Here is a 21,273-nt window from a genome sequence, read left to right as displayed (position 1 = left end):
GCGCCGGGGGCAATACGGCGCTCCGGATTCCTTAAGCCTGCAAGGGAGGCCGGCCCCCCCTTGGCGGCCGGCCCCAGAACATCTTGCAGTTAGCCTTTAAGTAAACCGCAGGGACCGGCCACTGTCAAACCCGGCTTTTTTCTCAGGAATCCCCCTTCTTGGCCGACCATTTGGCCTCCTCTTCCTCGCGCAGGCTGCGCCGGAGCACCTTGCCGATCATGCTCTTGGGCAGTTCCTGGCGGATCTCCACCTCCTTGGGCACCATGTAGGCCGAGAGGTTCTCCCGGCAGAACTCCATTATCTCCTGGGGCGTGGCGCTTTTGTCCCGCTTGAGCACCACGTAGGCCTTGATGAACTCGCCCTTGGTGGGGTGGGGCAGGCCCACGGCCACCGCCTCGGCCACGGCCGGATGGTGGTGCAAGACCTCGTCGATCTCGCTGGGGAACACGTTGAAGCCGCTGACGATGACCAGGTCCTTCTTGCGGTCCACGATGGTGATGTAGCCCTCGGGGTCCATCACCCCGATGTCGCCGGTGTGGAGCCAGCCGTCGCGGATGGTCTTGGCGGTGAGTTCGGTCTGGTTCAGGTAGCCGGTCATCAGGTCCGGGCAGGTGAGCACGATCTCCCCGGCCTCGCCCTGGGGCATCTCCTCGACGCCCCGGTCCAGGTCCATGATCTTCCACTGCACGTCCGGGAAGGGGATGCCGATGGTGCCCGGCTTCTGCTGCCCATCCAGGGGATTGCAGGAGATGGCCGTCACCGCCTCGGTGAGGCCGTAGCCTTCGATGAGCTTGGCCCCGGTGCGCCGCTCGAACTCGTTCATCACCGCCAGGGGCAGGGGCGCCGCGCCTACGAAGATGCCTCTGAGGCTCTTCAGGTCGCACTTGTCGATTTCCGGGTGCTCCTTCAGGGCGATGAACATGGTGGGCACCCCCGCGAAGAGGCTGGGCTTGGCCTGGTCGATGGTCTTTAGCACCTGGCCCGCCTCGAAGCGGGGCAAGAGGATCACCGTGCCGCCGAAGGCCAGGGGCGCGTTCATGCACACGCTCATGCCGAAGCCGTGGAACAGGGGCAACACGGCCACGATGGAGTCGGCCGAGTCCATGTGCACCCAGGCGCAGGCCTGGCTCAGGTTGGCGATGAGCGCCCGGTGGGAGAGCATGATGCCCTTGCTGATGCCCGTGGTGCCGCCGGAGTAGATCAGCGCGGCCATGGACTCGGGGTCGATGCTCACCTGGGGCGCGCGGGCCGAGCCCTTGAGCAGCTCCTTGAAGCGGTAGGTGACCCCGTCCTTGGGAATCACCACCTTGGGCATGTTCTTGTCCAAGGCCCGCTTGATGGGGAACAAGAGGTTTTTGGGGAAGGGCAAAAAGTCCTGCAACCCGGTGTAGACCACCAGGTCCAGCTTGATCTCCTTGCGGATGTTGTTTACCCGGCCCGAGAGCAGGTCCAGGGCGATGATGGCCCGGGAGCCCGAGTCCTTGAACTTGAAGATCAGCTCCCGCTCCACGTTGAGCGGGTTCAGGAGCATGGCCGTGGCCCCCAGGCGCATGAGGGCCAGATAGGAGATCACGAACTGGGGGCAGTTGGGCATCAGCAGGGCCACCCGGTCGCCGAGCTTGATGCCCTTGGCGGACAGGCTGCCCGCCATGGTTTCGGCCATCTCGAACAGGGAGGCGTAGGTGATCTTGGTGCCCAGGAACTCCAGGGCCACCCGCGAGGGCACCTTGTCGGCGGTGGCGGCCAGGCGCTGGAACAGGTCGGTGTGGGGATAGTCCAGGTGGGCGGGCACCTGGGGGTCGTACTGGGCCAGCCAAGGGAATTGGCTCATGGACATACCTCTGTTGTTGGCGGGTAGGCCTCGGATAACCGGCGGCCGGCAAGCGTGCGGGCGTTAGGAATTATAGAATCGCCCTGGTAGGGATGTCAAGGGCAAGGCCCCATAAGGCCTGGATATTTGGTCCGTATCCCCTCGTGAGTCGTGACGGGGGGCGCTTCGGCGGCCCGGCACCGGGGCCATCCTACCGCATGGTAGGGGAGCGGCCGGCGCTGTGCGGGGCGATGGCGTCTGATATCCAGGGCTTGGCACCAACGGGCCGGCGGGCACGGGGTTTGCAAACTTGCATGCTTGGTCTATAAAGAAGCCAACCGCTTTCATGCCCGGAGGGACCGTTGCTTCCCACTGCCAAATTGAGCCGAAAGGGAAGCTTCCCTGTTCCCCGGCGCGGGCTGCGCCTGTTGCTCTGCGCCTTGTCCTGCGTGCTGGTGGCCGTCCTGTGGTCCAGCCTGGACCCGGCCCAGGAATCCTCCCGCCAGTGGATATCCCGCTCCCTGTGGCTGCCCCTGGCCGTGGTCGCGGCCTGCTTCGGGCTGCGGGGCGGCCTGGCCCTGGCCGGGGCCGGGTCCTTGGCCCTGGTGGCCCTGTACGGCCCCCTGACCGGTTGGCCCCAGCTCATGGACCTGGCCATGATGTGGGCCCTGGGCTTTCTGGCCGGATGGCTGGTGGACCGCCACCAGAGCGCGGAGGAGCGCCAACGGGCCAACCAGCGCTTCACCGAACTGGGCCGGGCCACCACCACGGTGAGCCACGAGTTGAAGAACCCCCTGGGCATCATCGGCAACTATGCCGAACTCCTGGCCGGCGATCCCGCCCTCAACGCCAAGCAAAACCAGCAGTTAGGCATTATTCTCGGCCAGGTGGAGCGAATGCGCGGGCTTTTGGAGGAGGTGCGGGAGTATTCCCTGCCCCTGGAGCTGGCCTTGATGCCCATGGACCTGCACGCCCTGGTGCGAGAGGTGCTGGAGCTGATGGGCCCGGCCTCCCGGCGGGTCCGGGTGCGCCTGGTGGACGAGCCCTGGCCCCCGGCTCCCCGGGTGCAAGGTGACCCGGCCCGCTTGCAGCAACTGATCAGCAATCTGGTGCAGAACGCCTTGCAGGCCTCGCGGCCCGGCGGCCAGGTGTGGCTCTCCACCAAGGAGGAGGACGGGGCGGCCTTGCTGGAGGTGATCGATCAGGGCGAGGGGCTCACCCGCGAGGAGGCCTCGCGCATCTTCACGCCTTTTTACACCACCAAAAAGGACGGCACCGGCCTGGGCCTGCCCATCTGCCGGCGCATCGCCGAGGCCCACGGCGGCAGCCTGGAGCTAAAGGGCGTGCCGGGCAAGGGGGCCACGGCCCGCCTCAGCCTGCCTTTGGCCTACGATCCCCCGGCCTAGGGCTTGGGCGGGGCCGGGGGCTTGTCCGGTCCCTTGATGGGGCAGCCGGCGGGGGGCTTTTTGCGGTCCCTGATCCAACGGATCAGGTTGAGCACCAATCAAAGCAAGTTCCAGACCTCCCGAGAGAAATTACTCCTGAAAAGTTAGCATCCGCCCGCGCCGCGCGCCAGGGGGGCAGAGCGGGCGGGGGCCAAAAAAAAGCCCCGGCCCTTGGGGAAGGGCCGGGGGGGAGAGGGGTGTTAGGAGGGAGTAGTCACCGACAACTTGAGGAGGGGTGCCGGTTGCCCCCCATATAAAGCAAAGCCCTTGCCAAAAGTGTTTTTACGGGCCGATTTTTTGATAAAAACATTTACTACAGTAAGTTAGCAATTCCCCTCAAGGGATAGGCCTATGCCTGCCCGGTGCTGTACATCCTACCTGTGGGTAGTAAATCCCGCCGCCAAGTTACAAATTGGTATGACTGCCTGAGGGGCCGGCCGGAATGGACGGCAAAAGCGGCTGTAAGAGCGGCTAGTTAGAGCTTTGGGGCCCGATAGGGCCGACAGGCACGGATTTTGCTCTCTTGCTGGGCATGATGTTGCCGGCCTCAACCCCAGAATACCAGGCAGTGCTGGACATGACCCGCCTGGTGGAGCAGTCGCAAGACCTCGAGCTGGCCTTGCGGGGGGTCTTGGTGCGGCTGCAGCGCGCCCTCAACCTGCGGGGCGCGCGTTTGTGGCAATGGGAGGCCCAGGGGCCGCCCCAAGTGGCCGCCGGCCTGGGCGAGGAAACCGGCCTGGGCCCGGACGCGGCCAACCGGGGCAACGTGGTGGCCGCCGCGGTAGTGGCCAGCGGCCGCGAGGCCGGCCGCCTGGTGGTCTCCCTGCCGCTCCAGGAGGCCCAGGACACCCAGGCAGCCCTGCGCCTGGTTTCGGCCGCCGCGGTGGTGGCCGGTTCCATCCTGGGCCTGCACCAGTCCCTGGTCACCCGATGCGAGGAGTCACCCGTGCCCGAAGAACTGGACCCCATGGCGACCCATCTGTTCCTCACCGGCCAGGGGGCGGCCATGGCCCAGGTATGCGACCTGATCAAAAAGGTGGCCCCCAGCGAGGCCACCGTTCTCCTGTTGGGGCCCCGGGGGGCGGGCAAGCATCTGGCCGCGCGCATCATCCACCAGCTGAGCCAGCGCAGCAAAAGGCCCTGGGCCCGTCTGGTCTGCACCGCCTGGGACCAGGGCGAGCTGGAGCGCCGTCTGTTCGGCGAGGAGTCCGGCCCGGGCAACGGCCACGCCCACTCCCGGCCCGGCATGTTGGAACGCGCCGCCGGCGGCACCCTGTATCTGGAAGAAGTAGGCGCCCTGGGCCTGCCCCTGCAGGCGCGCCTGCTGCGCGTATTGCAAGAGGGCGAATACGAGCCCAGCGGAGGCGGCGATACCCGGCGCGCCTCGGTGCGCGTGGTGGCTTCCTCCACCCAGGACCTGGAGGCCCGGGTGGCCCAAGGCACCTTCCGCCAGGATCTGCTCTACCGTTTGGCCGTGCTGCCCATTACCCTGCCGCCGCTCAAACAGCGGCGCGAGGACGTGGCCGTGCTGGCGGACCATTTCCTGGAAAAATATTGCCAAGCCTCGGGGCGCGCCGTGCGCCTGAGCCCCCAGGCGGTGGGGGTCTTGACCCATTACGCCTGGCCGGGCAACGTGGCCGAGCTGGACAACCTGTGCCAGCGCCTGGTGCTCCTGGCCCGCACGCCGGAGGTCTCTCTGGACGACCTGCCCTCCTTCCTTTTCTACCGCCCAGCCGCGCCCGAGCACGGCGAGGCCAACCTTTCGCGCCTGGAGGAGATGGAGAAACAGGAGGTGGTGGCCGCCCTGGAGCGCAACAACTGGGTGCAGTCCCACGCCGCTGCCGAGTTGGGCCTCACCCTGCGCCAGATCGGTTACCGGGTAAAGAAATTCGGCCTGGAAAACGCTATCAAGAGCGGCCGCCGCCGCAACCAGGAAGCCACCTTCTAAGCAAGACCGGCCCGGCCTTGTTCTCCTTTTGGGCCTTTGAGACCCGGTCCAATTTAGGACCCTCCCACAAGCGGCCCGGCCAAGCGCCTGCCATTGCTCTGTAATTAATTTTTAATTAATTTTTTGGCCCCTGCCGCTTGACGGGCGCGCTTAAATGGGTATTTTAGTACCTAAATACATCAACAAGGCAACACCACAACTCACATGGAAAAGCTTTACAATAAAAACAGTGCAACCGGCCGGGAGAGGTGGTTGCAAATTCAAGCCAGGCGAGTTTCGCCAAGAGCGGAGGAGTAGAGATGGACATGTTCTGTTATCAGTGCGAGCAGACCGCCAAGGGCACCGGTTGCACCGTGCGCGGCGTTTGCGGCAAGGACCCCCAGGTGGCCTCTTTGCAGGACCTTCTTACCTACGCCCTCAAGGGCCTGGCTATCGTGGCCCACGCCGCCCGCCAGCAGGGCATCTCCGACGTTGAGATCGACCGTTTTACCAGCCGGGCCTTGTTCAGCACCCTGACCAACGTGGATTTCGACCCCGAGCGCTTCCCTCCCTACATCACCAAGGCGGTGGAGTACCGCGAGGAGCTCAAGGGCAAGCTAGGCCAAAGCTTCAGCCAGGCCGCGGCCAACTTCCAGCCCGCCGCCAGCCTGGAGACCATGGTGGAGCAGGGGCTTGAGCATCCCCTGGCCCCGGCCGAGGGCGAGCGCGCCGACGTGGTGGCCCTGATCCACACCGCCCTGTTCGGCCTGCGCGGCGTGGCCGCCTATGCCGACCACGCGGCCATCCTGGGCCAGGAGGACGACTCGGTCTATGCCGGCGTATACGAGATCCTGGCGGCCATGGAGGACGAGAGCCTGGGCCTGAACGACTGGGTGGGCCTGGCCCTCAAGGTGGGAGAGATCAACCTCAAGGCCATGGAGCTCTTGGACGCGGGCAACACCGGTGTCTACGGCCACCCCGTGCCCACCGAGGTGCCCCTGGGCCACAAGGCGGGTAAGGCCATCCTGGTCAGCGGCCACGACCTGGCCGACCTGGAGCAGCTGTTGGAGCAGAGCCAGGGAAAGGGCATTTACGTGTACACCCACGGCGAGATGCTCCCCACCCACGCCTATCCCAAGCTCAAGGCCTATGAGCACTTCTACGGCCACTACGGCACCGCCTGGCAAAACCAGGGCAAGGAGTTCCCGGCCTTCCCCGGCGCCATCCTCATGACCACCAACTGCATCCAGAAGCCCCAGGGCGACGCGGGCGGCAAGCTGTTCACCACCGGCCTGGTGGGCTGGCCGGGCGTCCCCCACATTCCGGGCATCGGCGGGGGCAAGGACTTCGCCCCGGTGATCGAAAAGGCCCTGGAGCTGCCGGGCTTCCCCAGCGACGAGGACCAGGGCAGCGTGATGACCGGTTTCGCGCGCAACGCGGTCATGGGCGTGGCCGACACGGTCATCGGCGCGATCAAGAGCGGCGCCATCAAGCACTTCTTCCTGGTGGCCGGTTGCGACGGAGCCAAGCCCGGGCGCAACTACTACACCGAGTTCGTGGAGAAGGTGCCTTCCGATTCGGTGGTGCTCACCCTGGCCTGCGGCAAGTTCCGCTTCTTTGACAAGAAGCTGGGCGACATCGGCGGCATCCCCCGCCTGCTGGACGTGGGCCAGTGCAACGACGCCTACAGCGCCATCCAGATCGCGGTGGCCCTGGCCGGCGCCTTTGACTGCGGGGTCAACGACCTGCCCCTGTCCATGATCCTCTCCTGGTACGAGCAGAAGGCCTGCGCCATTCTGCTGACCCTGTTGCACCTGGGAATCAAGGACATCCGCCTTGGCCCCAGCCTGCCTGCCTTCATCACCCCCAACGTGCTCCAGGTGCTGGTGGACAACTTCAACATCATGCCCATCAGCACCCCGGACGAGGACCTCAAGGCCATCCTGGGCGAGGCCGCCTAAAGCCCCCGGGCTCAACCGGACTCACACCCGCCGGCTTCCCGATTCGGGAAGCCGGCGGGCTTTTTTTTGGCGGCCGGAGGTTGCCGGGTGGGCTGGTTTGCGGTAACAATGAATAGCAATTCAGTTTGAAAAACCTCCCCTGCTGCCCCAACCGCCCTCCAAGTTGCAGTTCGTGCAGTGTCGAGATTCATGCCCACTCTCATCGTTGCGAGGATGGTTAAAGTGAAAAAACAATTTCGAGCAGCGGCCGCCTGCTCGTTGGCTCTGCTTTTCCTGTTCACAGCCTGGGCCGCGCCGGCCCTGGCCAACACCACCCTGGTCATGGGCACCGGCAAGGTGGCCGGCGACTACAACGCCTTCGGGGTGCTGCTGGCCCAGGTGGTCAACGCCCAAAGCGCCAAGACAGGCATTAGCATTAAGTTGGTGAAAACCGAAGGTTCGGTGGCCAACCTCAGTGGCCTGGCCTCCAATCAACTACAGCTTGCCATGGCCCAGGCGGATGTCTTGCCCCTGGCCATGGAGGGCAGGGGGCCTTGGGCCAAGCTAGGCAAGCAGAAGGGCCTGCGCTGCATTTACGACGTGTACAACGAGGGCCTCACCTGCGTGGTCTCCGAGGCCTCGGGCATAAAGAACTGCGCCGGCCTCAAGGGCAAACGGGTGGCCCTGGGGGCTCAGGGATCAGGCACCCTGGTCAACTCCCTGCAAGCCCTCAAGCTGTGCCACCTCACTCCGGCTGACCTGGACCAGGCCCTGTACGTATCCCAGGACCAGGCCATGCGCCTGATGTTCGACGGCAAGCTGGACGCCTTCTTCTACACGGTGGGCCACCCCAACCCGACCTTGCGCAAGTTCGTGGAGTACTACGAAAAGGCCTGCTTCGTTCCCCTGGTGCCTTCCGGCGGCATGAAACACGGGCCCCCCTTTTACAAGGACTACTTCATCCTGAAAAATGACTACCCCATGCTGAACAACCGGGAGGTCAGGATCGCCACCTTTGGCATCGAGAACTTCCTCATGACCAACGACAAGGTGCCTGAACAGGTGATCTACGAGGTTGCTAGCCTGTTAATGAAGAACCTGCCCCTGTTCAAGGAAAAACTGCCTTTCATGGACGGCATCAAGCCTCCGGTCAAGGGTGTGCGCAAGCTCAACAACTGGAATGCCGCCGCGCCCTATCATCCGGGATTTTTAAAGCTATACAAGGAAATGAACCAGCTCTAGGCGGCCAGCCTTCTTTTCGCCCCTTCCGGGCCGGCGGTGTTGCACCGCCGGCCCTATCAGCTATTGCTTGCCTCCCCGCAACCAATATCTTAAGATACGAGCGGGGCCGGGATATTCACTCATAGAAAGCCGCTGCAGTGCCGGCCCGCCGGAGCGGCATCTAAATTCCGGTCCAGCTATCCCAGGGGGAGATTCAAATGTCTTTCAGGCTACGCACGGCTGCGGCTTGTGTGCTGGTGTGTTTTCTTTTTGGCGCGTCCTTGGCTGTCCCGGCCTCGGCCATGACTTTCCTCACCATGGCCACCGGCAAGCCGGGCGGCAACTACTACGCTTTTGGCCAGGTCTTTGCCCAGGTGATCAACGCCTCCAGCAACAAGTCCGGCATCCGCATCAAAGCGGTGCCCAGCGAGGGCTCGGTGGCCAACGTCAAGGGTTTGATAGCGGGCAAGTATCAGCTTGCCTTGTCCCAGGCCGATGTGGAGCACATGGCCTGGGAAGGCGAGGGGCCTTGGGCCAAGGCGGGGCCTCAACAGGTTCTGCGCACCATCTACGACATCTACACCGAGGGGCTCGCCTGCGTGGCCGCCCAGGGGGCGGGCATCAAAACCATCGCCGACCTGAAGGGCAAGCGGGTGGCTTTGGGCACCAAAGGCTCGGGCACCATGGTCAACGCGATGCAGGCGCTCAAGCTCAGCTTGTTGCGGCCCTCGGACCTGGGCGAGGTCCTTTTGGTGGACCCCAATCAGGCCATGCGCATGATGTTCGACGGCAAGCTGGACGCCTTTTTCTTCATGGTGGGCCATCCCAACGCGACCCTCAAAAAGTTCTTCCAGTTCTACGGCCGCGCCCGTTTGGTGCCGATGCACCCCTCGGCGGCCATGAAGAAGGCGATCCCCTTTTACGTGAACTACTTCATCTGGAAGAGCGACTACCCCGCCTTACAAAACAAGAAGAGCAAAATAGACACCTTCGGCATCGAGACCTTCATCCTGTCCACGGACAAGGTTCCCGAGCAGACGATCTACGAGGTGGCGCGCCTGTTTTTCATCAACCTGGGCGTGTTCAAGAAGCGGCTTCCCTTCATGAAGTCCATCGAGCCGCCCACCTCGGGCGATCGCAAGCTTCAAACCTGGAACGTGAGCGCCTCCTACCATCCGGGGGTGCTCAAGCTGTTCAAGGAGATGGGCATGATTATGCCCACCGCATCACCGGTGCAATAAATAAAGCGGACCGGGCCTGTTGGGCCCGGTCCGCTCCCCCCACCCGGATTCCGGCCGCATAGGCTGGGCCGGGCTTACTTTTCTCCGTTGAACACGCGATTGGCGGCGATGACCCGCTCGGCCACCTTGACCAGCTTCTGGTTGGTGCGCCGCGCCTGCTGTTGCAGCTTGCTCATGGCCTCGGGCTCGCTGATGCCCAGGGCCGCGATGAGGATGCTCTTGGCCCGCTCGACCAGCTCGCGGTCGGCCAGCTCCTGGCGGGCTTGGGCCAGCTGCCCGCGCAGGCGGCAGTAGCGGGCCTGCCAGTCCGCGGCCATGGCCAGCACCGCTTGGCTCAGGCCCACCCCGTAGTCCGGCCCGATCAAACCCAGGGCTCCGCACTCCAAGGCCATATCCCGGGTCTGTTGGTCCAGGCAGTCACTGGCCAGCACCAGGCCCACCTGGTCCGGGGCCAGCAGGGCGGCCCAGGCCTTGCGCTGTTCCTGGCCAAAGCCGGACAGGTTCCACAGAACCAGGCGGCCGCCGCACAGAGCGTCCTCGGGCAGCCTGGGCGCGGCTCCCGGTTCCAACTCTTCCACCTGGCAGCCGGCCAGGGCCGCGTCCAGCATGTTGTGGATGGATGAATCGTTTTCCTGCAAAAGGGCGATGCGAAGCTGTTCCAAGATGCGCCTCCTTTGGCCCAAGCCTTTTGCAAGGCAACTGCCAAGGAGGCGGCATTAATTTTTGGGAATTAATTCAGGACTATGGGGCAAAGACCGTGTGCCGGGTGTGGCGAGGCTTACCGTAAGACGGATCGGATTTGCCGAAAAGTTGGACTAATTGCGGCGCTGCACCACATATGGGGCCACGGCCAGAAGGGTCTCCATCTCCGGCGAGGGGGGCTCGTTGCCCAGCAGGGGCTTCAGGGCCTCCTGGGCGGCGGCGGCGTGCTCCCAGGCGCGGTCGAAGGTGTGGCTTACTCCGCCGGCCAGGCGCACCAGCTCCTTGGCCTGGGCGGCGGCCTCGGGGTCGGTGGGCGCGGCGGCGGCCAGGGCCAGAAGGCGGTGGCGCTCTTCCGGGGCGCAGTTGTCGCGGGCGTGGATAAAGGGCAGGGTGATCTTGCCCTCGTTGAGGTCGTGGCCCACCGGCTTGCCGAACTCGTGCTCGCTGCCCACGTAGTCCAGGGCGTCATCCACCATCTGGAAGGCCATGCCCAGCTCACGGCCGTAGGAATAAAAGGCTCCGATGACTTCAGGGGACGCGCCAGCGGCGATGGCGCCCATCTGACAGGCCGCCGCGATGAGCACCGCGGTCTTGGCATCAATGACCCGGCGGTAGTTCTCCACCGACAGCTCGAAGTCGCCGGTGAACAACAGCTCCAGCACCTGGCCCTCGGCCATGATGGTGGTGCAGTCGGTCAGGGCGGTGACAAAGCGGTGGTCGGGCAGCTCCGAGGCCAGGGAGTAGCTCTTGGAGAACAGGAAGTCGCCCACCAGGATCACCGCGTCGTTGCCGTAGCGGGTGCGTGCCGCCGGACGGCCGCGCCGCAGCCCCGCCTCGTCGATCACGTCGTCGTGCAGCAGGGTGGCCGCGTGCAGGTATTCGAAGATGGCGGCGTGGCGGGCCAGGCCCTGTTTGCCGGCGGCGGCCGAGGCCAGCAGATAGAGCACCGGCCTGAGGCGCTTGCCCCCGCTGAAGATGATGTAGCGGCTCACCTGCTCGATGTAGGGCACATGGCTCTTGAGGGTGTCTTCCAGGGCCTGGTCCGCTGGAGCGGCCAAGGCCATCACCCGGGAGCGTAACTCATCGGGCTCCAGGGCTCCGGGCAGGGTTTTGCGGTCTGAGTCGCTGGGCACGGGTGTCCTTTCACCAAAGGGCTTAAGGCTCGAATACCTTATAGAGGGCCCCGTGTCAATCGCGGTCCCGGCCGGAAAGCCTTACGATTGAGGGACATTGATGGTATATACTCACCACGGCGGTCACGCCGGAGCCTGGGTGGTGGAATGGCAGACACAGGGGACTTAAAATCCCCAGGGGCAAACCCCCGTGCGGGTTCGAATCCCGCCCCAGGCACCAAATAAAATCAATAAGTTAAAATTTTGGGTTTTCCGTCGTGGCGGGCACCAAAATTCATCGGGGAAATAGGAGCGATTCGAGGAGTCTGTGCCACCGCATACCGGTTCTCTGATTCCTTCCGTGTTCACCTAAAATTTATCTATGCGAGCATTAGGATCGACCTCAAGTCCAAACTTGTGGAGCCGCTGGGTTAACTCAGGCCGCCCCACAGCACAACTTGCATAAGTTGTGTTTACTTTAAGTCGTTGAGTGATTGCAGAGATAGTAGCCGATACTGATCAATGAAAATGACTCGCTATGATTCACAGTAAGGCATGCAAGTGTCACTGTAGATAACCCAGGACAATTTCATCTCCGGCCTGACCTGCTGACCGCGTACCCATGCCTACGATGGGACCAAAACTCTAACCTAGGGCCAAGCGAGAATATGGCCCAAAAGCGACACCACGGAGCATTGCAATGGGCCCACCCGGAAAAACCAGGTGGGCCCATTTTTTACCAACATCGCCCTTGCCGAGCGCCGGGACTGAATCTAGTCCTTAAGGACCTTCTCGCCCTCGACACGGCCCAGGATCTCGTACTTGCCGTCCTTGACCTGGATCAGGAACTCATCCAGCACGATCTGGTTGGTCTTGTCGAAGTAGATGTCGCGGCCCTGCACGCTGGGGTACTTGACCTTGGTCAAGGCGTCGCGCACCGCCGCCGGATCGGTCTTCTTGGCCATCTCAATGGCCTTGGCCACGATGTACACGGTCTCATAGCCGCTCATGGCGAACTTGTCCGGCACCTGCTTGTAAGCCTTCTGGTAGGCCTCCACGAACTTCTTGTTGGCCGGGGTGTCGATGTTGGGCACGTAGCGGGTGGGGCCGGCCATGCCGTTGGAGTTGGCTCCGGTGAGCTTCATGAAGTCGGGGTTGAAGTAGGCGCTGGTGGGGTCCAGCAGACGCACTTCCTTGGTCAGCCCGATCTCGCCCATCTGGTTGGTGGCCACCGAGTGCTCGGCGGTGTTGGCGATCAGGGCGATGCCGTCCGGCTTCTTGGCGCGGATCTTGGTGAGCAGGGTGTAGTAGTCAGTGGCGCCCTGAGGGTGATACTCCACCGCCACGACCTCGCCGCCTTCCTTCTTGACCAGGTCGCTCAGCGACTTCACGCCGCCCCGGCCGTAGTCATCGTTGCGGGCCAGGAAAGCCCAGCGCTTGATCTTGAGGCCGTTGATGGCCTGCTTGACAAAGGCGCGGGCCATCATGTCCGAGCTGTCGCAGTTGCGGAAGATCCATGGGTTGCCCTGCTTGGTGATGGGCGGGGCGATGGAGATGGGAGTGACCTGGGGCACCTTGTTGCGCTTGGCCACCTCGGCGTCGGCCAGGGTGCTGGTGGAGCAGAAGTCGCCGATGACCACCGACACCTTGTCGCGGGTCATGAGCTTTTCCACCGCCGCCACGGACATGCGCGGGTTGCAGGTGCTGTCTTCTTTGACAATCTCGATGGGCATTTTCTGGCCGCCCACATCAATGCCACCGGCGGCGTTGATCTGCTTCACCGCCAGGTCGATGCCGTTGAAGGTGCGGGTGCCGTCGGAGCCCACCGGCCCGGAGAAGGGCAACACCACGCCGACCTTCACGGGCCCGGCGGCCCAGGCGGACGTGGCCACCAGGGCCATGATCGCCGTTGCCACTACGATAAGCTTTTTCATTAATTTCTCCTTTAGTGTAGGGTCCGCCCGGTAAAGGCCGCCGTTTGGACCATAATCATCCACCGCCCAACCCCTTGGGATAGGTGGGTTTATAAAAGCAGCGACATTTGCTGGATGCGCGCGCTCAGGGGGGTGAGCGGGGTTATCCTGCCCCCGGCCAGCTCCACCCGCCAGGGCACCTCCACCGGCTTCAGGCCGATTTCCTGATAGGCGTAGACCACTCGGTAAACTCCGGGGGCCTCTTTCTCAGCCCGCCAGCCAAGCACCCCGATGCCTCGGTTGGACTGGGGCTTCCACTGGCGCATGTTCAGCTCCATCAGGCTGCCGATGGTCTCCGGGCCGCCTTGGCGGCCGCCGAAAAGCTCCACCAGGCGGCAGGCCCGGGCGCCCTCGGGGTCCGGGGGCGCGGCCGCCGGGGCCGCCGCGCCCAGGGCCAGCAGCAGGCAGCCGGCCAGCAGGCTAGATACCCAGATAGGCTTCGCGCACATATTCGTCGTCCAAGAGCACCCGGGACAGGCCCGACTTGCCGATGCGCCCGCTCTCGATCACATAGGCCCGGGTGGAATTCTCCAGGGCCATGTAGGCGTTCTGCTCCACCACCAGGATGGAGATGCCCTGCTTGTTGATGACGCGGATCATTTCGAAGATCGACTCCACCAGAATGGGGGCCAGGCCCATGGAGGGCTCGTCGAGCATCAACAGCTTGGGGTCGGCCATAAGGGCCCGGCCGATGGCCAGCATCTGCTGCTCCCCGCCGGAGAGGCTGCCGGCCAGCTGCTTGGGTCGTTCGGCCAGGCGGGGTAAGCTCTCGTATACGTAATCGGTAAGCTCCTGGCGGCGATGGGCGTCGTCCAGCACCATGCCGCCCATGTTCAGGTTCTCGGCGATGGTCATGTCCGGGAATACCTGACGGCCTTCGGGGCAGTGGGCGATGCCCTGGCGCACCACCTTGTGGGGCGGAGCGCCGGTGAGGCGCCGGCCCTGCCAGGTGATCTCGCCGCTGTTGATCTTGACCATGCCCTGGATGGCCCGCAGGGTAGTGGACTTGCCCGCGCCGTTGGCCCCGATCAGGGCCACAATCTCGCCGGAGTCCACGCTGAGCGATACATCGCGCAGAGCGGGCACGTTGTCGTAAAAGACGCGCAGCTTTTTCAGATCAAGCACTGGCCTGCCTCCCCAGATACACCTCGATCACTTTGGGATTGGCCCGGATCTCCTCGGGCTTGCCCTCGGCGATGAGCTCCCCGTAGTCCAGGACAAAGACCCGCTCGGAGATGTTCATGACCAGGCGCATGTTGTGCTCCACCAGGCCCACGGTGACGCCGGTTTCCTGAATCTTGCGAATGGTGCCCAGCATGCGCAGCGACTCCATGGGGTTCATGCCCGCGGCCGGTTCGTCCAAAAGCAAGAGCTTTGGCCGCACCGCCAGGGCGATGGCTATGTTGAGCAGCTTCTGCTCGCCGTAGGGCAGGTTTTGGGTGATGAGCTCCTGTTTGCCGGCCAGGCCCATGAACTCCAGTATCTCCAAGGCGCGTTCGCGCTTGGCCTCCCGCTGGGCGCGGGCAGAGCGGGTGGCCAGCAGGGACTGCCACAAGCTGGTTTGGTCGTGCAGGTGATTGCCGATCATCACCGCCTCCAAGACGGTGAGGTCCCGGAAAATCTTGGTCTGCTGGAAGGTGCGCACCACCCCCAGCTTGGCGATCTCCGAGGTGGGCAGGTGGCTCATTTCCACACCCTGAAACTTCACCGAGCCCTGGTCGGCCCGGGTCACCCCGGTGATGAGGTCGAACAGAGTGGTCTTGCCCGCCCCGTTGGGGCCGATGATGCTGACGATCTGGCCCTCGTCGATGGCGAAGCTGATGTCGCTGTTGGCGCTGACTCCGCCATAGGATTTGGAAAGCTTGCTGATCTTTAGAAAGGCCATGATTATTCCGCCGCCTCGCTTTCCAGCGGCATGGCGGGCCGCGCCGAGCGCCCCCGCAGCCCCACGATGCCCTTGGGCAGGAAGATCACCACCAGCATGAGCATCAGGCCGTAGATGACGAATTGCAGGTCCCCGGTGAAACGCAGCACCTCGGGCAGCCCGGTGAGGATCACCGCCCCGATCACCGGCCCCACGATGGTGCCCCGCCCGCCGATGATGACCATGGTCACTAGGTAGATGGACTCGCCCAAGGTGAAGGAGTCCGGGCTGATGAACATGGTGTAGTGGGCGTAGAGGCTGCCCGCCGCGCCGGCCAGGGCGGTGCCCGCCACAAAGGCAAGCATGCGGCTGTTGCGCGGGTGCACCCCCAGGGAGGCGGCCAACAGCGGGTCTTCCCGGGTGGCGATAAAGGCCTCGCCGAACTTGTAGCGCAACAGGTTGCGCACCAGGATGAGCACTACGATCATCACCGCGAAGGCCAGGTAATAAAATGGCAGCTTGTCGCCGAAGGAGATGCTAAGGCCGAAGATGTCCAGGGTGCCCGGCGAGGGGATGCCCGGCAGGCCCATGGGACCCCGGGTCAGGTCCACCAGGTTGATGATCAGAAGCACCACGATGCCCTGGAAGCCCAGGGTGGCGATGGCGAAGTAATGCCCGCTCAGGCGCAGGGCCGGGATGCCGATGATGAAGCCCATGATGCCCGCGGCCACGATGGACAGGGGGAAGGCGGCCACGAAGGGCAGGCCCAGCTTGACCATGAGCAGGGCCGAGGTGTAGGCCCCGATGCCGTAAAAGGCGCCGTGGGCCAACGAGAGCTCGCCGATGTAGCCCACGATCACCCCCAGGCTAACCGCCAGGATGATGTTGATCACCGCGGTGATCATGATGTGCTGGTAAAAGGCCTCATTGAACACCACCGGCAGGGCCAGGGCGGCCAGGATGATTATTCCCTTGGAGGCGAACTTAGGCACGGGCGCCTCCCTTGCTTCCGAAGATGCCGGTGGGTTTGGTCAAGAGCACCAGGATCATGATGGAGAAGCCGATGATGTCCAGGAACTCAGCGGGCATTACCGCCCCGGCCAGGGTCTCCAAAAGGCCCAGGCCCAGGCCGGCCACGATGGAGCCGGTGATGCTGCCCATGCCGCCCACGATCACCACGATGAAGGCCTTGACGATGATGTGGATCCCCATGGCCGGCTCGGTGACGAACATGGCTCCCACCAGAGCCCCGGCCACTCCGGCCAGCATGGAGCCGATGAGGAAGGTGGAGGCGAAGACCCGGTCGGTGTTCACCCCCACGATGCGCGCGGCCTGATAGTTCTGGGCCGTGGCCCGCATCTGGTTGCCCAGGGAGGAGTACTTGACGAAGTAGGCCAGCAGGGCCACCAACAGGACCGCCACCAGGACCACCAGCAGGCGCTGGGTGGTGAGGTAGACGTTGGCGAAGTGGATGACCTGCTTCATGTAGGGAGAGGGGATGCGCCGGAGGTCCGGCCCAAAGATGAAGTTGATGCCGTAGAGCAGGAAGGTGGAGAGCCCCACGGTAACCAGCACGTAATTGATGGGGTGCGGGTCGCGCTTGCGCAGGGAGCGGATGATGACCTTTTCGGTGAGGAAGCCGAAGATCCCCACGATTACCGCCGTGGCCACGATGGCCACCGGATAGGGCAGGCCCAGGTTGTCCACGCACAAAAAGGCCACAAAGGCCCCGATCATGTAGAACTCGCCGTGGGCAAAGTTGACCACGTCGATGATGCCGAAGATAAGGGTAAGGCCCAGGGCCACCAGGACGTAGATGCTGCCCAGTACGATCCCGTTGACGATGAGCTGAGGGATGTACTCAAGCATTCTCGTGCTCCCGTGCCGTGGCCCCGTACAGGGACGGACAGCGGTCTTTCCAGAGATCCACTTCGTACTCGCCGGGTATCTTGACCAGGCGCTTGTCGCGGGCCAGGGACAGGTCCAGCTCGGCCAGGGCCACTCCCGGCTTGTCGGCCGACAGGCCCGCCACGGTGTTGCCGTCCGGGTCGATGATGGCCGAGCGGCCGATGAACTGGGCGCCCCGTTCCTCCCCCACCCGGTTGGACGAGACCACCCACACCCGGTTTTCCGCCGCCCGGGCGGGCAGCAGCAGGGTGGGGATCACCACGGCCCCGGTGGGCCAGTTGCTCAGGCCGATGAGGATATCCGCCCCCTGCAAGGCCAGGCAGCGGGCCAGCTCCGGGAAGCGCCAGTCATAGCAGATGGCCAGGCCCACCTTGCCCAGGGGAGTGTCGAACAGGCCCAGGTTCTCGCCGGGGACGGTGAAGCGGTCCAGGCCGATAAAGGGCATGTGGGTCTTGCGGTAAAGGTGCGTCTCGCCTTGGCTGGTGATCAGCACTGCGGAGTTGTAAAGCTTGCCCTCGTGCTTTTCCAGGAGGCCTACGGCCAGGTTGCGCTTTTTGGCCTTGGCCAGGGCGATGAGCTCATCCACAAAGGGGCCGGGGACGGTTTCCGCGTAGGGCATGGCCTCTTCGGCCGAGTCGAAGACGTAGCCCGAGCTGGCGCACTCGGGGAACACCACCAGGTCCGCCTCGGTTTCCGAAGCCAGGCGCAGGATCTCGGCTCGGTTCTCATCTAGACGCCCCAGGGCGACGTCCATTTGGACAGCAGCCGCCTTTACCACGACAAAACCTCCTTGGGCAGTTCGAAAGCGGTGGTGACGTCTCCGTTGACCACCTGGCAGATGCGGGCGTTGCCCGCGAGGGAGGCGAACATGTAGGCTTCCTCCTGGCTCACCCCGTTACGCTCCACCTGGGCCTTTATGGCCCGCAGCAAGGCGGCGCGCACCGCCTGGTCCAGGCTGGGGGCCGAGGCCAGGAAAAGGGTCTTGCTGGGGGTGATGATGACCGGGCCTTCCAGGGCGAAGCCGGGCAACAGCTCCACCGAGAGGCTCACCTCGGCCTCGATCTCCACGCCCGAGCCGCTGACCTCGCCCTCGCCCATGGCCGCGTGCACGTCTCCCAGGGAAAGGTTGCCCCCGGCCACCAGCACCGGCAGCAAAAGCTTGTTGCCCTGGGTGAGGTCCACGCAGTCCAGGTTGCCGCCGTGCACCCCCGGGGAGCGGGTGGCGATCTCCTGGGGCGTGGCCACGCCCATGATGCCCACCATGGGGCGCAGGGGCACATGCAGCCCAGGGGCCAGCTCCACGTCGGCGCCCACCTTGAACTCGCGCACATAAGGCGATGCCTCGGGAGCCAGGCTCATGATGCCCAGGCCGGGGCGTAACCAGGCGTGACCGGCCGGGGCCAGGTCGATTTTCTCTATGCTTACGGCCAGGGCGTCGCCGGGGCGGGCACCCTGAACCTCGATGGGTCCGGTTACGGGCAGCAGGCGGGAGCGGTCCACTGGGGCGCAAAGGCCGGGGCGCATCTGGCCGTTGGAGGCGTCGCGGGTCTCCACCACCAGGCTCTGGCCGGGCTGCACCGTGAGCACCGGAGCCACGGACGCCGAAAATTTATAGTGGGTGTGCTCCTCGGATCGAGTGAGTCGCATGCAGGACTAGCCTCCGTGGCCCAGATTGGCCGAGATCTCGTCGGCGGTTTTTTTAAGCAGCTTGCCCAGCTCGCTGATGCGGCGGGCGGTCATGTTTACGTGCAGGGTGCCGATGGCCATGGCGGCCGCCGGGTAGTCGTTGGCGTCCAGCACGCAGGCGCCCACGGCCGAGACCCCCGCGTCCACCTCCTGGTTGCTGTAGGAGTAGCCCTTGGCCAGGACCCTTTCGCGGTCCTGGCGGATCTTCTCCACGGAGGTAATGGTGTAGGGGCTCACCTCGACCGGGGTGAAGCCCTCCAGATAGCGCTCGAAATGCTCCTCGGGCAGGTGGGCCAGAAGGGCCTTGGCGGCCGCGCCCACGTGGAGGGGTAGGCGGCGCCCCACATCGCAGAAAAAGGATATGCGGGCCCCGCCGGAGAGGCGGTCCACGAAAACCACTTCCCGCTGGTTGTCATCCATGACCGCCACGGTGACGTCCTCGCCGACCTGAACGGCAAGGTCCTGGAGGATGTCGTGAGCGATGGTGTGCACCGTCTGGCCGCTTTGGAATTTGCGCGACAAACCCAGCACCGAATAGTGCAGACGATACTTCTTGGTTTTGGGGCTCTGAAAGATGAAACCGCTAGCCGCCAGGGTTTGCAGGGCGCGGTGAGCTTTCATCTTGGGAAGGCCGGTGTGCTGCGCCACTTCGGCCAGGCTGGCTTCATAAGGCAAGTCGGCAAAAGCCCTTAGAACCGTCAACACGGTCTGAGCTGATTTGAGGACTCCGGGGGCTTCCGCCTGCTCTTTGGACTGTATCATATGCTGTTACACCATAACTTATTATGATATTACTCTAGCCGTCTTGGAAAACTCTGTCAACAACAAATTCAGAGCCTTTTTAGGCTATCTATTTCAACTTATTTACTTTTTTGTAAACGGTCCCGGAGGTTGTGACCTTGTGGGCTTTGCGGCGGTAGGTGCTGATGTTTAATGATGATTGCGGATAGCGCCGCCTGGTCTCCGGCCGGAAGCAGGGCGGTTGACATCCGCTTTGGTAGGTTTACAACCTATATTTCTAAGGCCTCATTCATTGCGGGAAGACTGAACAAAGTTCAAATTTAGATGGGCCACCTCTGTTCGATGGAGTGCTAAGCAAGGTGAACTGCCCTGGTGGTCGACCCGAATGTGGCTAGCAAATCCTAGGTTAAATTTCACCGAGGCCGCCTGAGTTAAGCCTGTAGCCGATAGACTTTATTTTAAGAAATGCCCACCAGTTGCAGCAGCAGATGCAAGGTGTCTTGCAAATATGGGATGATTACCCATGATCTGTTCGGATGAATAGTGTTTCCTGGCCATCCACGCTCCCCTATCTTGGTTCTAAAATCCTAGCTGAAGATCTGAACCTACTTTAGAAGAGCAGGTCGCGGCAACAGACGGTTGACCAGGAAAGGACCTGTTGTGCATAACGACGAAGGGTCGGGTTTTGTGCCAAACCGCCCCAAAATCCGGGCGGTTGGAGTCACAAAGGTAAACCCCTTGACGTCTTGGCCGCAACCACCGGCCGCGCTACACCGCGATGGGTTCGGCCGACCAGCTCTCCACCGGTATGCCAAGTGCATCGCCGCACACGGCGCCGAGAGATGCGTCGGCAACGTGCGAATAGCTCACGCTGCCACGCGGTTTACTGCTCCGCTTGACTGCCGGCTGCCGAACGCTGTTGCACGATCTCGAGTGCCTGATGGTAAATTTCCTGGTTGGGGCAGTATAGCCGCATCACCGGCGCGATCTTGTGGTAGAGGGTTATCGCCAAGTTCTCGGGATGCTCGCGGTACTTGAGAATTGCGCCCCACGGCACGTCCTGGTTATTGCGTTCTCTAAGCGCAATGCCGGCCAAATCTAAGTCGCCAGAGAGGACCCCGGCCGTGCCGACCAACTGGCAGAGACTTTCGTACCCGCCTTGGAAATTCTTGCCATAAACGAACTGGGCGTTGGTTTCGGTGAGCATGAACACCTGGACCATTCCCTTGCGGTGCATCAGCTTCAGCACGCCGAGGGCGATTAGGAGGCATACGGTGACGCCGCCCACCATTACACCTAACATGCCGAGGGTAGCGAGGAAACTCGGCTTGTGCTTGATGGTGGCTACCACGAAAATCAATATGCCAACGAAAATGACAAGGCAGATTGCCGATACCTTGGCAAAACCGAGCAACAGAAAGCGGTCGATCACGGGGCGAGTGATCATCCAACCCAACAGGGGTTCTTGCTTTTTGGGTTGGGGAGTATCGCTTCCACTGGGTTGGGGCATGACTATTTTCCTCGGGTGGTTGGTGTCGAGCGGCAATATCTATATCACAAATCGTGCTGCAATTACTGCTGAGGCTCAAATCAGCCGTTTAAAGTGGGCAGGGTCACCGGGATGAGTAAGCACCTGGTAAGTCCCAATGATTTTGCCCGGATAGTGTCCAAGGGGAATGTGCCCGTTAGCCCAAAGCCAATCT

The 21,273-nt window shown here is 63.2% G+C and carries 18 protein-coding genes and 1 tRNA gene; 6 read left to right on the top strand and 13 right to left on the bottom strand.

Annotation, left to right across the window (positions count from 1 at the left end):
- Positions 1–142: 142 nt before the first annotated feature.
- Complete coding sequence (locus tag KQH53_14300) at positions 143–1,831, bottom strand: long-chain fatty acid--CoA ligase (GenBank protein ID MCB2227847.1); 1,689 nt, start codon at positions 1,829–1,831, stop codon at positions 143–145.
- 407 nt (positions 1,832–2,238) lie between these two features.
- Between KQH53_14300 and KQH53_14295 the strand changes: the two genes are divergently transcribed.
- The 5 genes from KQH53_14295 (at position 2,239) to KQH53_14275 (ending at position 9,584) form a co-directional block, all read left to right on the top strand.
- Positions 2,239–3,216, top strand: a complete 978-nt coding sequence (locus KQH53_14295; GenBank protein MCB2227846.1) for a HAMP domain-containing histidine kinase — start codon at positions 2,239–2,241, stop codon at positions 3,214–3,216.
- Between the two features lie 607 nt (positions 3,217–3,823).
- Positions 3,824–5,203, top strand: coding sequence for a sigma-54 dependent transcriptional regulator (locus tag KQH53_14290; GenBank protein ID MCB2227845.1), 1,380 nt, complete (start codon positions 3,824–3,826; stop codon positions 5,201–5,203).
- Between the two features lie 299 nt (positions 5,204–5,502).
- Positions 5,503–7,143: a hydroxylamine reductase gene (gene hcp / locus KQH53_14285; GenBank protein ID MCB2227844.1), complete on the top strand. Its 1,641-nt coding sequence runs from the start codon at positions 5,503–5,505 to the stop codon at positions 7,141–7,143.
- A 222-nt stretch (positions 7,144–7,365) separates the two neighbouring features.
- Complete coding sequence (locus KQH53_14280; protein MCB2227843.1) at positions 7,366–8,364, top strand: TAXI family TRAP transporter solute-binding subunit; 999 nt, start codon at positions 7,366–7,368, stop codon at positions 8,362–8,364.
- A gap of 197 nt (positions 8,365–8,561) precedes the next feature.
- A complete protein-coding gene (locus KQH53_14275; protein MCB2227842.1) occupies positions 8,562–9,584 on the top strand; it encodes a TAXI family TRAP transporter solute-binding subunit in 1,023 nt (340 codons plus the stop codon).
- Between the two features lie 74 nt (positions 9,585–9,658).
- Here KQH53_14275 and KQH53_14270 read toward each other — a convergent pair whose 3' ends face one another.
- Positions 9,659–10,246: an ANTAR domain-containing protein gene (locus KQH53_14270; protein MCB2227841.1), complete on the bottom strand. Its 588-nt coding sequence runs from the start codon at positions 10,244–10,246 to the stop codon at positions 9,659–9,661.
- A 153-nt stretch (positions 10,247–10,399) separates the two neighbouring features.
- Positions 10,400–11,419 (bottom strand): polyprenyl synthetase family protein, encoded by a 1,020-nt coding sequence (locus KQH53_14265; protein ID MCB2227840.1) that lies wholly within the window; start codon positions 11,417–11,419, stop codon positions 10,400–10,402.
- A gap of 133 nt (positions 11,420–11,552) precedes the next feature.
- On the opposite strand from KQH53_14265, the gene KQH53_14260 reads away from it, so the two are divergent.
- Positions 11,553–11,639 (top strand) — tRNA-Leu (locus tag KQH53_14260).
- 532 nt (positions 11,640–12,171) lie between these two features.
- Here the strand turns inward: KQH53_14260 and KQH53_14255 are convergent.
- The 10 genes from KQH53_14255 to KQH53_14210 all read right to left on the bottom strand — a co-directional run bounded on the left by KQH53_14255 (position 12,172) and on the right by KQH53_14210 (position 21,080).
- Positions 12,172–13,332 carry an ABC transporter substrate-binding protein gene (locus KQH53_14255; GenBank protein ID MCB2227839.1) on the bottom strand — a complete coding sequence of 387 codons (1,161 nt, stop codon included), beginning with the start codon at positions 13,330–13,332 and terminating at the stop codon, positions 12,172–12,174.
- 89 nt (positions 13,333–13,421) lie between these two features.
- Positions 13,422–13,820: a hypothetical protein gene (locus KQH53_14250; protein ID MCB2227838.1), complete on the bottom strand. Its 399-nt coding sequence runs from the start codon at positions 13,818–13,820 to the stop codon at positions 13,422–13,424.
- Positions 13,792–14,496: an ABC transporter ATP-binding protein gene (locus tag KQH53_14245; protein ID MCB2227837.1), complete on the bottom strand. Its 705-nt coding sequence runs from the start codon at positions 14,494–14,496 to the stop codon at positions 13,792–13,794. The genes KQH53_14250 and KQH53_14245 overlap by 29 nt, the downstream gene beginning before the upstream one ends.
- Positions 14,489–15,256 carry an ABC transporter ATP-binding protein gene (locus KQH53_14240; protein ID MCB2227836.1) on the bottom strand — a complete coding sequence of 256 codons (768 nt, stop codon included), beginning with the start codon at positions 15,254–15,256 and terminating at the stop codon, positions 14,489–14,491. Before KQH53_14240 ends, KQH53_14245 begins: the two co-directional genes overlap by 8 nt.
- 2 nt (positions 15,257–15,258) lie before the next feature.
- Positions 15,259–16,227: a branched-chain amino acid ABC transporter permease gene (locus tag KQH53_14235; GenBank protein ID MCB2227835.1), complete on the bottom strand. Its 969-nt coding sequence runs from the start codon at positions 16,225–16,227 to the stop codon at positions 15,259–15,261.
- The gene (locus KQH53_14230) at positions 16,220–17,104 is read right to left on the bottom strand and encodes a branched-chain amino acid ABC transporter permease (GenBank protein ID MCB2227834.1); all 885 of its coding nucleotides are present in this window, start codon (positions 17,102–17,104) and stop codon (positions 16,220–16,222) included. The genes KQH53_14235 and KQH53_14230 overlap by 8 nt, the downstream gene beginning before the upstream one ends.
- Positions 17,097–17,897, bottom strand: a complete 801-nt coding sequence (locus KQH53_14225; protein ID MCB2227833.1) for a carbon-nitrogen hydrolase family protein — start codon at positions 17,895–17,897, stop codon at positions 17,097–17,099. The genes KQH53_14230 and KQH53_14225 overlap by 8 nt, the downstream gene beginning before the upstream one ends.
- A 17-nt stretch (positions 17,898–17,914) precedes the next feature.
- Complete coding sequence (locus KQH53_14220; GenBank protein MCB2227832.1) at positions 17,915–18,790, bottom strand: acetamidase/formamidase family protein; 876 nt, start codon at positions 18,788–18,790, stop codon at positions 17,915–17,917.
- A 6-nt stretch (positions 18,791–18,796) separates the two neighbouring features.
- Entirely contained in the window at positions 18,797–19,591 is a 795-nt protein-coding gene (locus tag KQH53_14215) for an IclR family transcriptional regulator (protein MCB2227831.1), read from the bottom strand.
- Between the two features lie 862 nt (positions 19,592–20,453).
- Positions 20,454–21,080 carry a hypothetical protein gene (locus KQH53_14210; GenBank protein MCB2227830.1) on the bottom strand — a complete coding sequence of 209 codons (627 nt, stop codon included), beginning with the start codon at positions 21,078–21,080 and terminating at the stop codon, positions 20,454–20,456.
- Between the last annotated feature and the right edge of the window lie 193 nt (positions 21,081–21,273).

This window comes from Desulfarculaceae bacterium, from assembly GCA_020444545.1.
In the GTDB taxonomy this organism is placed as follows: Bacteria; Desulfobacterota; Desulfarculia; order Desulfarculales; family Desulfarculaceae; genus Desulfoferula.
The sequence above is the reverse complement of the archived record's forward strand: the minus strand, read 5'-3'. Positions and strand labels throughout refer to the sequence as shown.

Bases quoted from the DNA above. Each gene is read 5' to 3' on its own strand.
- KQH53_14255 (MCB2227839.1), bottom strand. From the start codon at position 13,332: ATGAAAAAGCTTATCGTAGTGGCAACGGCGATCATGGCCCTGGTGGCC.
- KQH53_14210 (MCB2227830.1), bottom strand. From the start codon at position 21,080: ATGCCCCAACCCAGTGGAAGCGATACTCCCCAACCCAAAAAGCAAGAA.
- KQH53_14240 (MCB2227836.1), bottom strand. From the start codon at position 15,256: ATGGCCTTTCTAAAGATCAGCAAGCTTTCCAAATCCTATGGCGGAGTC.
- KQH53_14215 (MCB2227831.1), bottom strand. From the start codon at position 19,591: ATGATACAGTCCAAAGAGCAGGCGGAAGCCCCCGGAGTCCTCAAATCA.
- hcp (MCB2227844.1), top strand. From the start codon at position 5,503: ATGGACATGTTCTGTTATCAGTGCGAGCAGACCGCCAAGGGCACCGGT.
- KQH53_14250 (MCB2227838.1), bottom strand. From the start codon at position 13,820: ATGTGCGCGAAGCCTATCTGGGTATCTAGCCTGCTGGCCGGCTGCCTG.
- KQH53_14230 (MCB2227834.1), bottom strand. From the start codon at position 17,104: ATGCTTGAGTACATCCCTCAGCTCATCGTCAACGGGATCGTACTGGGC.
- KQH53_14225 (MCB2227833.1), bottom strand. From the start codon at position 17,897: ATGGACGTCGCCCTGGGGCGTCTAGATGAGAACCGAGCCGAGATCCTG.
- KQH53_14275 (MCB2227842.1), top strand. From the start codon at position 8,562: ATGTCTTTCAGGCTACGCACGGCTGCGGCTTGTGTGCTGGTGTGTTTT.
- KQH53_14300 (MCB2227847.1), bottom strand. From the start codon at position 1,831: ATGAGCCAATTCCCTTGGCTGGCCCAGTACGACCCCCAGGTGCCCGCC.
- KQH53_14220 (MCB2227832.1), bottom strand. From the start codon at position 18,790: ATGCGACTCACTCGATCCGAGGAGCACACCCACTATAAATTTTCGGCG.